General features: G+C 54.0%; 12 protein-coding genes. 7 read left to right on the top strand and 5 right to left on the bottom strand.

The window, feature by feature from the left end:
- Window positions 1-174 precede the first annotated feature (174 nt).
- The 3 genes from EUZ85_RS14540 to EUZ85_RS14530 all read left to right on the top strand — a co-directional run bounded on the left by EUZ85_RS14540 (window position 175) and on the right by EUZ85_RS14530 (window position 4,593).
- Complete coding sequence (locus EUZ85_RS14540) at window positions 175-2,037, top strand: HAMP domain-containing protein (protein WP_127969969.1); 1,863 nt, start codon at window positions 175-177, stop codon at window positions 2,035-2,037.
- Between the two features lie 695 nt (window positions 2,038-2,732).
- Window positions 2,733-3,659: a hypothetical protein gene (locus EUZ85_RS14535; RefSeq protein WP_127969968.1), complete on the top strand. Its 927-nt coding sequence runs from the start codon at window positions 2,733-2,735 to the stop codon at window positions 3,657-3,659.
- A gap of 223 nt (window positions 3,660-3,882) precedes the next feature.
- The gene (locus EUZ85_RS14530; RefSeq protein ID WP_127969967.1) at window positions 3,883-4,593 is read left to right on the top strand and encodes a phosphoadenylyl-sulfate reductase; all 711 of its coding nucleotides are present in this window, start codon (window positions 3,883-3,885) and stop codon (window positions 4,591-4,593) included.
- 55 nt (window positions 4,594-4,648) lie between these two features.
- On the opposite strand, the gene EUZ85_RS14525 is transcribed toward EUZ85_RS14530, so the two are convergent.
- The gene (locus EUZ85_RS14525; RefSeq protein ID WP_127969966.1) at window positions 4,649-5,701 is read right to left on the bottom strand and encodes a hypothetical protein; all 1,053 of its coding nucleotides are present in this window, start codon (window positions 5,699-5,701) and stop codon (window positions 4,649-4,651) included.
- A gap of 185 nt (window positions 5,702-5,886) precedes the next feature.
- Between EUZ85_RS14525 and EUZ85_RS14520 the strand changes: the two genes are divergently transcribed.
- Entirely contained in the window at window positions 5,887-6,747 is an 861-nt protein-coding gene (locus EUZ85_RS14520; RefSeq protein ID WP_127969965.1) for a cytochrome c oxidase assembly protein, read from the top strand.
- Between the two features lie 30 nt (window positions 6,748-6,777).
- The gene (locus EUZ85_RS14515) at window positions 6,778-7,365 is read left to right on the top strand and encodes an SCO family protein (RefSeq protein WP_127969964.1); all 588 of its coding nucleotides are present in this window, start codon (window positions 6,778-6,780) and stop codon (window positions 7,363-7,365) included.
- Window positions 7,366-7,491: 126 nt separating this feature from the next.
- Here EUZ85_RS14515 and EUZ85_RS14510 read toward each other — a convergent pair whose 3' ends face one another.
- Entirely contained in the window at window positions 7,492-9,108 is a 1,617-nt protein-coding gene (locus EUZ85_RS14510) for an MFS transporter (protein ID WP_127969963.1), read from the bottom strand.
- A 404-nt stretch (window positions 9,109-9,512) separates the two neighbouring features.
- Here EUZ85_RS14510 and narL point away from each other — a divergent pair, with 404 nt between their 5' ends.
- On the top strand, window positions 9,513-10,151 hold the full coding sequence (gene narL / locus EUZ85_RS14505) for a two-component system response regulator NarL (protein WP_127969962.1): 639 nt from the start codon (window positions 9,513-9,515) through the stop codon (window positions 10,149-10,151).
- Between the two features lie 96 nt (window positions 10,152-10,247).
- Entirely contained in the window at window positions 10,248-11,378 is a 1,131-nt protein-coding gene (locus EUZ85_RS14500; protein WP_127969961.1) for a hypothetical protein, read from the top strand.
- A 72-nt stretch (window positions 11,379-11,450) separates the two neighbouring features.
- Here EUZ85_RS14500 and EUZ85_RS14495 read toward each other — a convergent pair whose 3' ends face one another.
- The 3 genes from EUZ85_RS14495 to EUZ85_RS14485 form a co-directional block, all read right to left on the bottom strand.
- Window positions 11,451-12,392, bottom strand: coding sequence for a cation diffusion facilitator family transporter (locus EUZ85_RS14495; protein WP_127969960.1), 942 nt, complete (start codon window positions 12,390-12,392; stop codon window positions 11,451-11,453).
- Between the two features lie 263 nt (window positions 12,393-12,655).
- Window positions 12,656-14,434, bottom strand: coding sequence for an ATP-binding protein (locus EUZ85_RS14490; RefSeq protein WP_127969959.1), 1,779 nt, complete (start codon window positions 14,432-14,434; stop codon window positions 12,656-12,658).
- Window positions 14,435-14,565: 131 nt separating this feature from the next.
- Complete coding sequence (locus EUZ85_RS14485; protein WP_127969958.1) at window positions 14,566-15,105, bottom strand: response regulator; 540 nt, start codon at window positions 15,103-15,105, stop codon at window positions 14,566-14,568.
- Window positions 15,106-15,108: the final 3 nt, after the last annotated feature.

Below are 15,108 nucleotides of genomic sequence, written 5' to 3'. Positions count from 1 at the left end.
GCGGTTTTTTGGGGACGCGTCAGTATCCCCTGGCGCATACCTCTTATGGGGTACGGGCGGGAAAAGCGTTATTCATATTTTTCAATAAGTTATACATTGGAAGCATAGTTTGATTGAGCTAACGACAGGTCTCGGTTCTTTGGTAGTACTCCCCCCTGAAAGGAGTTCGAAACGATGATTGCGCGATTCCAGAAATCACTGATCTTCCGAATGGGCGCTTTAATGATCGCCATGGTGTCGCTGGCGATGATCACCATGCTGGCGTCTTTCTTTATCTCTGAGTCTGCCGAAAAAGACGCGGAGGCGGTGAATATCGCCGGTTCACTGCGTATGCAGAGCTATCGCATGCAGGCGAGACTGCTGTCACTGAATGCGCCGTCTCCGGATTTCGTGGCGGCGCTGACCCGCCAGTTCGCTGAACGCATCGAAAACCCTGTGCTGGTGGCGGAAGCCATGAAAGACAACTCTTCAGAACTGCATCATCAGTTTCTGCAGGTTCGGGAGAGCTGGGAGAAAGATGTCAGCGGTTTTATCGCCACTTACGCCCGCAATCCAGACCGGCGCGTTGCGGACCAATTGGGCGAAAAGATCGACAAGTTTGTCGATGAGATAGACAACCTGGTGCAGCTCTATCAGATCCGCGCAGAGGATCGCATTGAAAACCTGCGCCTGATCCAAATCAGCGCCCTCTTTCTCACCTTCGCCCTGGTCAGCTTCTCCCTGCTCATTCTCCATCATCATGTCGAACTGCCTTTGCGCAGCCTGACGCAAAACGCTCGCAAAATCGCCCGCGGTGATTTCAGTGATCGCCTGGAAGTGAAAAATGACGACGAACTGGGCCTGCTGGCGGAGACATTCAACCAGATGAGCGATGCGCTGTCGGAGATGTATGAGTCTCTGGAGACGCGGGTCAAAAACAAAACCCAGGCGCTGAAACGCAGTAACGACTCCTTGAACTTTCTCTACCATCTGGCGCGGGAAGTCAGTGAGAAAACCCATGAGAACATTGATTTTCAGGCCTGGCTGGAAGAACTCACCAGCATTACCGCCGTCGGCGGCGTCGAACTTTGCCTGAAAACCCCCGAAGCGGTGATTCCCTATGAGCACATCCGCAACGATTACATGACGGAGCTGCCTTCGACCTGCCAGCGCCAGGAGTGCGAAAAGTGCATGGTGGAGAAAGCCCAGGTATGCCGGGACAATGATGAGGTGCAGGTGCGTTATCCTCTTATCAAGGAAGGCGTTCAGTACGGCGTGATAGTGTGCACACTGCGTAACAGCCAATTCCTGGAAAGTTGGCAGCATCAGTTATTGCAATCTTTCTCTGATCAAGTCGCCGTCGCGCTTAGTTTGAAAAACCAGGGCGACCAGGAACGTCGGGTATCTCTGATGAACGAACGTAACGTGATTGCGCGGGAACTGCATGACTCGCTGGCGCAGAGCCTCTCCTACCTGAAGATACAGGTCGCCCGTTTGACTCGCGCCTTGCAATCCAAACAGGTGGAAGACGAACAGATCGACGGCATTACCGCAGAACTCAAGGAAGGCATCACCTCCGCCTATCGGCAGTTACGGGAGCTGCTCACTACATTCCGTCTGAGCATTTCCGAGAAAGGTCTGCATGCAGCCATTTTGCATACCGTCGAGCAACTGACCGAGCAAAGCGCGAATGTCAAAATCGTGCTGGATTACCGAGTGGAAGATATTCCCTTCTCCCCTAATGAAGAAATTCATTTGCTGCAAATAACGCGGGAGGCGCTACAGAACGCTGTCCGTCATTCTCAAGGCAATCTGGTGATGGTGTCACTGCATTCAGATCCAATGAAAAAAGTCACTTTGGCCATCACGGACAATGGCGTCGGCATTCCCGAGGACCCGGAAAAACTCAACCACTATGGTCTCGCCATCATGCGCGAGCGCACCCGTAACCTGCACGGAGAGCTGTCTATTCAGCGCATGCCGGAGGGCGGCACCGGCGTGCTTTTCAGCTTTACTCCCAGCTACGTACAGGAGCGCAGAATCTCATACGCCGAATAATGTAGGAAATATCTCACACGCAATGCAGACATCGCGTCTATTTTCCTACCCCTCCCCACCCTAATATAGGCACCAAGAGGATGCGCTGACACATAAGGACATGAAGCAAGGAAGCAACAAGGACGACCAAAGCCGACGGAAATAGGCATCAAGGGAAGCATCTGACACGGAAGACGCAGCATGGAACGTTGCGTCTTTTTCTTTGTGGAGCACGAACGCTCGGACGCGTCGACTGAATGGAGTCAGACAACAGCAGGTACGGACACCCGGGCTGGATGGGATGAAGGATTGAAGGATGAACAGGCGGGACGCCAGGGTGTGCGAAATATCCTACAAACAATGCAGATATGTCGTCTATCCTCCCTACCAAGCCATGGCTAATATAGCCACAACGGATGCGAAAACGCGGCAAGGAAAGCCCGCAAAGGACTGCAGCAAGGATAGCAAAAGAGCCGCAGGAACCGGCAAAAGGAAGCATCAAATGGAAAAGGCGCAATATGGATATTGCGCTTTTTGTTTTTCTGGACCCCGCCTTTCTAAACTCCCCCACTCTTATCTCTTCACTGATTTGTCTACGCCCCGATTTCTTTTCACAAATCTATGGCATGCTTGCGAAATTTTATTTTAAAAACGCTATCGTATATCCTCGCCGGCTATCATCAAGAAACCTATTAGCTATAGAATAGCCCGCCATTATGGATATGACATTCGTGGAGTTCGCCAATATTCTGGCGCAGAATCTTTTCCCAATTACCTTTAACAGCCTCGCCGCCATCATTCTACTGCGCTACTTCCGCAGCAGCAGCGCGCTGGTCGTCACCTTGGCGGTATGTTTGATTGCAAGCGCACTTTATTACTTGCTATTTCCCTTCACTTTTTATTTGGATACGAGCGACGACAGGTTCATTTTCGGCTTGTATTCAGCGATTGGTGGGGGTCTTCAACAAGGAATGATGATCACTCTCATCGGCTTTCTGCTTTTCAAAAAGGAAAGAGTGGACAGACTTAGAGACTCCACCAAGGCATTGGGTGGATTTACTCTTACCCTCCTCGCCGCAGCCAGCGTCATGAGCGTATACACCAGCATTCTGGCTTTCTCGAAAAAGTCCTCGTTCATGTACGGCGCAAGTGACGAGCTGATCTACGTCCTGATCACTTACCTGTTCGCCACCACTTATTCACTGGTTTCACTGATGTTGATGACATACGTCCAGTGGCGGGTGATTCCTGAATCCAAACGCCCCCATTCGCCCAAATACATGGCCTGGTTGATGGCGATTCCGGTATTCAATATTTTCTGGCTGTGCAGCAGCCTCAGCCGCTGGGCGCAAACCGTCAAAGGAGCTTTGGGGGACGTCAATGCTCGCGAGGCGCAGCTGGCGGACCGGGTACGCTATGTCTTCGTCAGCCTGCTGTGCGGATGGCTTTTCATCACCCTGATATCAGTAACCGTCAGATATCCGGACAAAGCGACCGTCATCTTCATGGGGCTGCTGTCACTAATCTTGCTGGGGCTAAGCATCGCCTACCTCGTTTACGTGATAAAACTCATCTGCAGCTTTCACACGCTGGAGCAAAAGATTCAACAGACCAATACAGTTGAGCCATCTATCGAAAGCTAAGCCGTAAGCCGCCTCCAGGCGGCTTTTCTGTTAATAGGCGGCCAGGAAGTTTTTTAACTGAGAGCTTCCCTTCCGCCAAATGCTCCCAGAAACAACTCCCCCTTCCTCACATGCATTAACAAAAACGCATAACAATAGAATTTTTTATTACTTTAAATTTTATGTTCGTTCCGTATCATGAATTCCGTGACTTGATGACCCGTAGTCTGGAGATGACCGATTCATGAACAGCGCGCAACTGATAACCCGCATAGGCGACAATAGCGCAGGGCTTTCTTACGAAGCCATCGCCGATTTGAACGCCTCCTATGCCCCGCTTGATTTTGAAGCGCGTATCCGTCGCCTGTATCAGGATTTCGCACCGGAGAAGGTGCTGGTGACGTCTTCGTTCGCCGCCACGTCCGCTTATTTCTTACATATTATTTCGCGCATGCGGCCTTCGCAGAGAATTCACTTCATTGATACTCAGTTCCACTTCAAGGAAACCCTGGAGTACAGGGATTACCTCACCCGTTTGTATGGGTTGAATGTGGAGGATGTAAAACCGGACAGGCATCATCATGCTTATTCGGTCAGCGAACGCCTGTGGGAAACCGACCCCGACCTGTGCTGCACCGTCAACAAGGTTCAGCCGCTGGAAGAAGTGAAAGAAAACTACGACGTATGGGTGTCCAGCCTGATGAGCTGGCAGACCGAGCATCGCGCTGGCCTGCAGATATTTGAAGAGCGCCGCGGCATTATCAAATTCAATCCGATGATTGATGTCACCAGAGAAGAGCGCGACGCGTATATTCGCGACCACAACCTGCCCTTCCATCCGCTTGTGAGTGAAGGTTACTCCTCAATCGGCTGCGAGCACTGCACCCGTAAAGGGGAAGAACGCGCGGGACGCTGGCAGGGTAAAGAAAAGACCGAGTGCGGTCTGCACCTGTAAGTCTGATGCAAAGGCGACGGTCACTTCGTCGCCTCTCTCACTGGATCTCGCCCTTCTATTCCTTCCCATCCAATACGCGCTTTTGCGCAACCACAAGTGCTTCGACTTCGCTTTCCGAGGCGCTCAATATGAACGAATCAAAGGCTTTCTTATCCTCAAAACTATGACGGATCTGCTGCATCAAGGCTCCTAGCTCCGTCCCTGTCAGGCCTGACAACCCGCTGACCAGTTCGCCATTAAACTTACGCTTGATCTCACGCTGGCGGGCCAGATCCGCTTCAGCATCCCCCCAGGCGGCTTCCGCCTCAGGAAACTCGGCGAAGATCTGCGGCAGCCAAGCGGTTTTACTCGCCGGCCAGTCTTTAAAGTCTTCGCCCGTATAAGCCTCACGCAGCCAGTTGAGGAAGCCCGTATAAGTCGGCCGCTTGGCGTCGCGGACGCGAGCATTGTGACTGCGGTTTTCCAGCAAATAGATGTTTTTGTCGAAGTATTTGGAGGCTGAAATAAACTGATATAACTGAGTCAAGTCGTCAAAGCCCTGCTTCCAGCGAGCGATATCAAACCCCAAGAAGCGGACGGCCTTGTCGAAATCCCGCGTCACCAGCACTTCGGTAAACAAATAGTCCCCGTCTCGAAAAGGCAGCCATAAACCATTGTGGCCGAACTTCATTCCCATTTTGTGGGCGACGCGACCAATCAGATTACCAGCGTCGTTCCAGGAAAAGTAACTTAATGCGAAATCGAACTGACACGCGGGCGTATACAACAGGTCCACCTGAAACACGCCTCCCTGCTCCAACGGAGCGCCAAAACTGGCCACACCGCCATTGGCGATAAACGGCAGCGGTTGACCATCACCCAATACGTTACCCAGTAACTCGGCTATAAAAGTATTGCCAAGATCGCGCTTAACGCTTTCGCTGACCACAATATCAATGTCGCCGTAGGTCTCTTTCTTCCTGTACGCAGTGACTATCTCCGCACGCACTGGCGCGCCGTCATGACACTGCAATGCCTGAATCGCATGACGCGCCTTCTCGCCTATGCGCAAAGCGTCCCCGACGGACAAGCGCTGCGCTCCGTAATCTTTCAATGCGTTACCGCCCAAAACTTACTCCTGTCATATAGATCGTTATTTCGCCGGCGCGTACCGTATTTTTCACCGCGCGGCGGTTATTGTCATTTCTCGTGGCGACTGGTAAAACAGGGAATCTGTCGAACAGAATTGAATAACAATAACTTAAATCACCACCGCTCTCACGTTAACGCGGCGGTGTAACGGAAAGGTCGCTCATGCCCGATAGTGCTCCGACATGGATTACCGTTCTCGCGCCCTGGGAATTTTACCCTTCGGTCGTTTTAGTTTCCCTGGTCACTGTCACGCTGTACATACGCGGCTTGCGCAGATTGCGTGCAACGGGTCATTCTGTCGGTTTCGCCCGCTCTCTGTCATTCTTTGTCGGCGTGGCGATTACCTACGCTGTTCTGCACACACGATTTGATTACTACGCCCAATATCTGTTTTTCGCGCACCGCCTGCAGCATCTGGTGCTGCATCATCTAGGACCGTTCTTTATCGCTCTGGCGGCGCCCTGGTCAGTGCTGGCGGCGGGTTTGCCGCAACGCTTGCGCGACGTCAACTGGGGCGCCCTTCCCGGCGCGTGGCTGATTGTGGGTGGCTACCGGATACTGCAGTTTCCTCCCCTGGCCGCTTTCTTGTTCGTCGGCATCATCTTTTTCTGGCTAACGCCGTCCATACACTTTTACGCCATGCTGGACTTGAAGCTCTATCATTTGATGAACTGGAGTATGTTTCTGGATGGACTGTTGTTCTGGTGGCTGATTCTCAACCCTTCGCCCCAGCAAGGCCCTTCCTTCGGCTGGCGCATCATCATTTTATTGGCCATTATGGTGCCCCAGATTCTGCTGGGCGCGTATATTACGCTGTCGGAATCCACCCTGTACGATATCTACGCCATCTGCGGACGCGCCTTTCCCATCGCGCCGGCGGCGGACCAAATGGTGGGCGGCGTGATCACCTGGATTCCACCTGCGATGATGAGCGCTATCGCTATTTTGGTGATGTTGTCCTATATCCGACGCCAGGATTTGGCGAGCGTCCGCAGCCCTGGCGCTCTCAGCAGCGCGGCTTGAACTAACAAAGACAGTTAAGGAGATCCCTTCGTGACGGCGATACGCCTCGTTTTTATCGCAATCGTAATGACGCTGACCAGCGCCTGTAGTCAGGAACCATTGGAGTGGTCAGGGACCGATATCGGCGGCATGCTGCCGGAGCTGAAGTTTTCCCTGCAGAGCGAAAACGCCATACCGGTGTCCGAGAAAGATTTCTCAGGCAAGTACAACATCCTGTTTTTCGGTTACACCTACTGTCCGGATATCTGCCCCACCACCCTCGCCAGACTGAAATCCGCGTTGAGTAAACTGGACGCCGCCGAACAGCAGCGCATCAATATCCTGTTTGTCAGCGTCGATCCTAAAAGAGACGCGCCGGAACAGCTCAAGGCCTATACCGACGCCTTCGGCTCCGAGTTTATCGGCCTTACCGGCGATATGGACGCGCTACAGACTCTCACCAAGCGTTACCGTGTAGCGTTCGGTTATGGCAAGCCCGATGAGACTGGCGCCTATGAGGTCTCCCACAGCTCCGCCGCATTCGTGTTCGACGCGGACGGCAAGGCCCGCCTGTTGCTGAGGGATGATCTCAGCTCCGATATGATCGCCAAGGATCTGAACCAGCTGCTCAAAAGCTGACGCTTATCTGCCGCAACCTGCCTCAGCGCAATAAAAAAGCGCGCCCTAAGGCGCGCCAAGATCAAGTTCCGTCCCAGCTGCGTGAACGACGGGACGGAACTCCACTCCGCAGGAGTGACTCGGGAATCAAGGGTTATAGAACTCAGCCCCCTTCCGCAGATAGAAAAACCAGTTCACCAGAACGCATACCGCGTAGAACACCGCAAAACCGATCAGCGCGTATTCCGGTGTGGCGGCTTTGATCTGCTCGCCGAACACCTGGGGAATGTAAAAAGCGCCGTAGGCCGCCACCGCAGATGTCCAGCCCAGTACAGGGCCCGCCTGCTCTTTCGGGAACACCATGGCGATGGTGCGGAAAGTGGAGCCGTTGCCGATACCAGAGGCCGCGAACAGCGCCAGGAACAGGATAAAGAAAGGCGCAAAGAACTCTTCAGGGGTTGCGGAGTTATAGGCTGCGCTCATGTAATAGGCGACCGCCAGGGCGCACACCACCATCACCAGAGAGCAGATCTGAGTAACCAGCGCGCCGCCGAATTTATCGGAAATCCAACCACCTACCGGACGAATCAGCGCGCCGATGAAGGGGCCCATCCAGGCGTACATGAGTGCGCTGGGACCGTTGGGATTAACGGTGTTATGAGTCATCACCCCGTCCACCATCACATGGCTGTAACCAAAGATCACTTTGATCGCCAGCGGAAACGCCGCCGCATAGCCAATGAAGCTGCCGAAGGTCATCGTGTAGATAACGCTCATCACCCAGGTGTGACGGTTGCCGAAGATACGATACTGACGATTCAGACTTGTGCGGATCTGCCCTGGCAATAACTTGAGCAAGAACACCGTAGCGGCGATGACGGCCACCAATACCAGTTCTTTAGGGATGCCCCACCCTGCGCCATTGGCGGACTCGGGCAACATCAGCCAAAGTCCGGCGATGGAAGTCAGGAAGCCGATCAGCAGCATGAAGGTGATCTTGGAGAAGGAGCCGACAGGCCCGCCAATATCCGGCGACACTTCATCGGTGCGAATATTGTTCATGCCGAACCAGCCGGCGAACGCCAGTGGAACCAGGAACAGCAGCCACACAAAGCCTGCGTTTTGAATCCAGGTTTCAGACCCGGCAGGAATCTTGCCGATCAGCGTGCCGGAGGGATTGACCAAAGTCATTGGGTCGCCGCCCGCCGCGCCGAAAGCGCCGAACGTCATGAACAGCGGCACCAGTATCTGCATGGTGGTGACGCCGAAGTTACCCAGTCCTGCGTTCAGGCCCAGCGCCAGCCCTTGCTGTTTCTTGGGAAAGAAAAAGCTGATGTTGGACATCGAAGAAGCGAAGTTGCCTCCGCCCAGACCGGACAGTAACGCCAGCACCTGAAACACCCACAGGGGCGTGTCTTTACTTTGCAGGGCGATGCCTGCGCCAACTGCTGGAATCATCAACAGCGCCGTCGTAAAAAAGATCGTGTTACGACCGCCGCACAGGCGGATAAAAAAGCTGCTGGGAATGCGCAGCGTGGCGCCGGTCAAACCGGAAATCGCCATCAATGTGAACAATTCCGACGCCTGAAACGGAAAGCCCAGATTCAACATCTGTACTGTGATGACGCCCCAGTACAACCACACGGCGAAGCCGCACAGCAAACTCGGAATAGAGATCCACAAATTCCGGTTCGCTACTTTCTTACCTGTTTTTTGCCAGAACCCGCTGTCCTCTGGATTCCAGCCAGCAGTGATGTCCGCCATATGCCTTACCTCTGCGTTGGGCCTGAATAATAATCTTCGGCTCAACTATCTTTATAAATGGATGGGGCGACAATGCTCCGGAGGGGGTAGCGCTCAAAGTCGGGGCCGGGTTAACTTCCCGCACATAAGTGACTTTAAATTACGCCGCCATTTCCTGTATTTTCATAGCGTTAGTGCGATATTCGAGAATCTGTGAAAGACTTCCGCTACCCCCAATGAGGTAGACAAATCCGGCGCCAAAGCGGTACGTATTCGGTATGCGCAGCTCAGGGTCATCGTTGGCAAACCTGATATGGATCAAGTCCCTATCGCGCCATCGCAGGGGCTGCCCTGGGTTCGTGTTATGCTGAAAAACGCCAGGCTGTGCTGGATGTATATGAAAAGAATGACAAGGTGAAGCTGAGATGAGCGCAAAAGCAACGATCATGATGGTGGACGACCACCCCCTGTTTCGCAAAGGCATCCGCCAGTTGATTGAGTTGGAGGATGAGCTGGATATCGTCGCCGAAGCCAAAAACGGCGAAGAAGGCCTGACCAAGGCGAAAGAACTGGAGCCGGATCTGATTCTGCTGGACCTTAACATGCAGGGCATGGACGGCCTGGATACCTTACGCGCCATTCGCGCCGCCGGCGTGGACTCGCGCATCATCATGCTGACGGTGTCCGATAACGAAGCCGATGTGGTGAACTGTTTCCGCGCTGGCGCTGACGGCTATCTGCTGAAGGACATGGAGCCGGAAGATATTCTGGAAAAGATCAAACAAGTGACGCTGGGTAAAATGGCGATCAGCGAGCGCTTGACGGAGATTCTCGCCTCCGCCCTGCGCAAACCTGTTGAAGCCGCCGATCCTTCCGCGTCCCTGACCAGCCGTGAATATGAGATTCTCACCCGCATCGCACAGGGCCACAGCAACAAAGTCATCGCCCGCGATCTGAACATCTCAGACGGCACCGTGAAAGTCCACGTGAAGCACATTCTCAAAAAGATGGGCATGCGCTCCCGGGTCGAAGCGGCGGTATGGCTAGTGAATCGCAAGGCTTAAGAGTGCGGACGCGCCACTCGTTTGAGTGATGTTCGCCTTTGGTTAAACGAAGACAATTTTCCTTCCAACAACAATAAATCATCAGGAAGGAAATCCATGAATCGTTATAACTGGCGCGCTGCAATCGCAGCCGCCATCCTGCCGTCGTTATTGGGCGGATGCCTGGAAAAACAGACTTTGGTCGCCATTCCCGATGCAGAAAATATTCTGTTTACGTCGGACGGCCAATTACTGGTGACCGGAGGCAAAGGCATATACCGCATCGATGTCCGCACAGACGCCAATGGCGAGGTCGTCTACGTTCCCAAGGAACTGTCGCCCCCGCAACTGGAGAGCTGCAATTACACCGGTATGGCGCAGCACGGCGACTGGGTGTTGACGTCCTGTGTAGAGACGCGCTGGCTGGTCATTCGCAACAATCACCTGCTGGCCGCCAATCTGACACACCCCGACTATCGCTTCGAATTCGTAACGCGCCGGGATGATACGCAGGACCCTTTCGATGCGCTGGCGATCCCCAATGGCGTCGCCTTCGCTCCGGATGGCGCCTTGCTGGTGGCGGATGAAAATTTCTTCGCTACCTCTGGCCTGTCGCGCATTACGCTGGCGTTTCCTGAAGCGGGCTCCGCCGAGACGCCGCAAATCACTGGGTTTCAGCGGGATTGGATCGCAGGGGAGCATGGACTTGCCTCCCCCAATGGCGTCAGAGTGGTGGGCGATCAGCTTTTCGTCAGTGATGGCGACAGCGTGAAGCGCTTCCAGTTTGATGCCGGAGGCGGTATTCCAGCGCTGGTCACTGACCGCAACGGCGCTTATCAAACTAACCTGGGCGTTACTCTCTGGCGCGAGCCCGGCGCAATCGTGGACGACATCATGCCTTATTGCGGCGGCGTCGCTTTGACCAGCTTTCTCAGCGGCCGCTTGCACTATGTCGCCTCATACACCGATCCCGCGACGGGCCGCGAATACTTTCCAGAGCTGTACGCCACTCCCTGGTTCGCCTTCGAAAACCCCAGCGCTTTGGCGATCGGCCAAGGCCCTCTATTTGACGGCGAGGATTTACTGATCACGGAGAAAGGCGTCTTATTCGAAGGCAAGTCAAGCTACGGCAACAAACTGACCCGTGCGCCTTTGTCCCTGAATCTGCACGATTCTGACGCCTGCCTGCTGATACAGGAAGAGGCCAGAGACAAACTGATCCAGCAAGGCCTCATATCAGAGTCTTAAAGACACAGACACACAGGTTAGAAGTAGAAAAACAGCGGAGCCAGGCGGGTCCGCTGTTAATATCGAATGGGGTTATACGTCGACCGTCGGCGCAGCGACAGCCGCCTTTTTACGACGGCTTTCCGCTTCCACGAAAATACGCTTGCACTCAGGGAAGGAAGATTTGATCTGTTCGTCGAGGCTGGCGATGCGGGTTTCAATCTCGCCAGCGGAAATGCTGTCTTTGAAATCCACCGAGATATTCACCAGTACGAAGTCAGGGCCCATGTGCATGGTCAGCACTTCATTGACGTGCTCCACGCCTGGTATAGCCTGAGTCATTTCACGAATGCCTTTCACCACCTTCTTGTTGGCGCTTTCGCCGATCAGCAGCCCTTTGGTCTCCACCGCCAACCACAGCGCAGTCAGACCGAGAATACAGCCGATGATAACCGAGGCGACGCCATCGTAAACCGGGTTGCCAGTCACCTGTCCCAGCACAATGCCGCCCAACGCCACCACAAGGCCAAGCATGGCGGCGGCGTCTTCGAACAGGACGACAAACATAGAGGGGTCTTTGCCCCGCTGCACCGCTTCCACGTATCCCATCTGCCCTTTGGCGTTGCGGAATTCCTTGATCGCCATGAAGAAAGCGAAGCCTTCAAAAAGAATCGCCAAAGACAGCACGATATAGTTGACCACCGGGTTTTCCACCACCTGCGGATGCAGAATGTGCTCAATGCCTTCATAGATGGAGATGCCTGCGCCCAGGGCGAAAATCAGGATCGCCACGATAAAGGACCAGAAGTAGATTTCCTTACCGTGTCCGAAGGGGAAGTCTTCTGACGCGGGGCGCTGGGAGCGCTTCATTCCGTGCAGCAACAACACCTGGTTACCGGTGTCCACCACAGAGTGAACGCCTTCGGAAAACATCGCCGAGCTGCCGGTGAAGGCCGCCGCCGCAAATTTAGTGAGCGCGACCATTGCGTTGCCGATCAAGGCCGCATAAATCACTTTTTTAGAACCTGACGCCATGCGTACGGGTCTCCTTTTCTTTATCTGTCAGTATTGGGTTGTCTATCTGTGCTTACTTGTTAAGCCACATCGATGTTTCAAATTTTCATGCGTCACAAGCAATGAGAGCCGGCCAGTGTTTTGGCGACCCTCTCTGGTATTTCTTGTATGGATTAGGAAAGCGACATAACGGATGAGTTTCCCGCTTTCTCATGAAGCATGGAATTCTAAGGAAATTTGCCGCCTGACAATAGGCCTAATTTTCTCGACGGAAGCATCTTCTCTCAGGCGGCGGAGGAAGGGCGCTCCGGCTGCGCCTTGCGCTGGGCGATCGGTAATTTGATGATGAAGGTCGACCCTACGCCTGTCCGGCTCTCCACTTTAATGTCGCCACGATGCTTATTGACGATGATGTCGTAGGAAATATTCAGGCCCAGCCCGGTGCCCTTGCCCACCGGCTTGGTGGTGAAAAACGGGTCGAAGATCTTGCAGACGATATCCTGGGGAATGCCGCAGCCGGTATCCGACACTTCCGCATACACCCATTCCGAGTCGCTGTGGGTGCGAATGCGCACCTTGCCATGTCGTTGCGTTTCTTTGATGGCGTGACTGGCGTTGACCAGAATATTGGAGACCACCTGATTGATCTGCCCCTGGTTGCCGCAGGTCAGCTCAGTGTTCTGCAAATCGGTTTCCACGTCGCAGTCATATTTCAGCTCGTTCCACACCAGTTTGAGCGTACTGGTGATGACATCGTTGATATTGAAGTCCAGATGAACATCGCCCTGATCCACACGAGAATAGTTCTTCAGGTTTTCGACGATTTCCTGTACCCGGCGACTGCCCTCCAGGCAGTCTTGCAGGAGTTCGGGTAAATCCTCTTTTAGAAATTCGTAATCAATCTCGTCCTTCACCCGATCCAGTTCCGTCGCCACTTCCATCGGCAGGCGATCATGGTGCGCCTCCACCACCTGGAACAGCTTTTCGAAGTCGGAATAGTACTCTTTCAACCGGTTGATGTTGCTGGCGACATAACCGATAGGGTTGTTGATTTCGTGGGCGACGCCCGCCGCCAATTGCCCCAGGGACGCCAGCTTCTCCTGCTGCACCATCTGCGACTGGGTCACCTGCAACGACTCCAGCGACTCCTGCAGGCTGGCGTTGGCGCGCTTCAGCTCCCAGGTGCGCTCCTGAATGCGGTTCTCCAGTTCTTCATTCAATTTGCTCACATGCTGCGAACGTTGCGACAGTTCCGACGCCACCACGGTAAACGCCTGCATGACCTGGGCGAAGGCGCGGATGAAATCCCCCATCTCATCTTCCCGATGGGTGTCGACATTGCTCTGCTGCAGCAGCTTTCCCAGGTCTGGAAGCGCGCTCTCATTATGATCGCCCTGCTCCATCTCACGGCGGTACTTATCCAGACTGCCGCCCAGGCTGACCGCCAGTTGATGCATGCCTAAAAACGGCCGACTAAACCAATGGCTGAAAATATAGAAAAGCGCTAATAAGTAGAGAAACAAAAAACCCAGCAAAGCCAGCACAAAGCTGGCGGTTTGTTCTTCCAGTTTGGCTTGCACGGGACGATCGCTGAAATACAGATAGGCGCGGCCGATGACTGAGTTTTCCCACACCACTTCCCATTCCTGACGAAATACGTAACGACTGCGTTCCGGTTCCAGCACGTCCAGGCTGGGAGAGCGCTGACGCACTTCTTCGATGCCGCCGATATTGCCGGTAAAAAAGCTGCCGCCGTTCTGAACGGCGTCATACACCTCAAAAATGACGGCGCTGACGATGGGGTCTTTGGACAGGGATTTGGCGAACTGATTGCTTTTGCTCAGGTCGAAATCCCACATGTTCTGGGCGTTCGCCTGCACGGCGATTCCCATGAGATAGTCGGCGCGGGCGTAGAAGTCTTCGTACACCTGTTTTTTTAGACTGGAGAGCGTGTAAAAGGCGAAGCCCCCGTAAAACAACAGCAACGCCCCGGCGATGGCGACCATCAAGCGCCGGGTGAGTCTTAATCTGCGAAAATAGCCCGCCTTCAACAATATTTCCATGCCCTAATTATCCATACGACGTTTACTTCTCCCTCATCATGAGGATGTCGCGCGGCCGGGTTTTCCCTGGCGCTCCCTTGCGGGGTCGCCTTATGCTGTGGAGCGCTTAAAAGCTCCGGAATGCTTCGACGTCAGAGTTCGTCGAAGTCCTCGTCCACCAGATCGATGCTGCCGTCTTCATTCCAACTCACCTGGGTAATGCCAGGCGTCGCGGCTTCCAGCCGCTGCAGTTCTTCCAGCTGTTTCTTCAGCGCGCCTTCCTGTTTGCGCACCAGATCCAGCAGGCGGCGGTTCTCCCGCATCAGAGCGTTATGCTCCAGGGCGTTCTCCAGAGTCATCAACAGGTCCTCGTCGGACCAGGGCTTGGAGATAAACCGATAAATTTCCGCGTCATTGATGGCCGAGGTCACGCCATCAATATCCGCTTGTCCGCTCAACAGGATGCGCAGCGCTTCCGGGCGCACTTCCTTGAGAGAGTTAAGCAGTTCCACGCCGTTCATTTCCGGCATTCGGTAATCGGAAATCACCAGGTCTACAGGTTCTTTACGCAGGGCGTCGATGGCTTCATAGGGATCGCTGAAGGTCAACACCTTCCAGGGCTTCTTGCGTAATATGCGTTGTAAGGCGCGCAGCACGTTTTCTTCGTCATCGATAATCGCCAATGTAGTCATATA

Source organism: Hahella sp. KA22, from assembly GCF_004135205.1.
Taxonomy (GTDB): Bacteria; Pseudomonadota; Gammaproteobacteria; order Pseudomonadales; family Oleiphilaceae; genus Hahella.
Note: the sequence above shows the minus strand (reverse complement) of the source record. Positions and strands in the feature narration are given on the sequence as shown.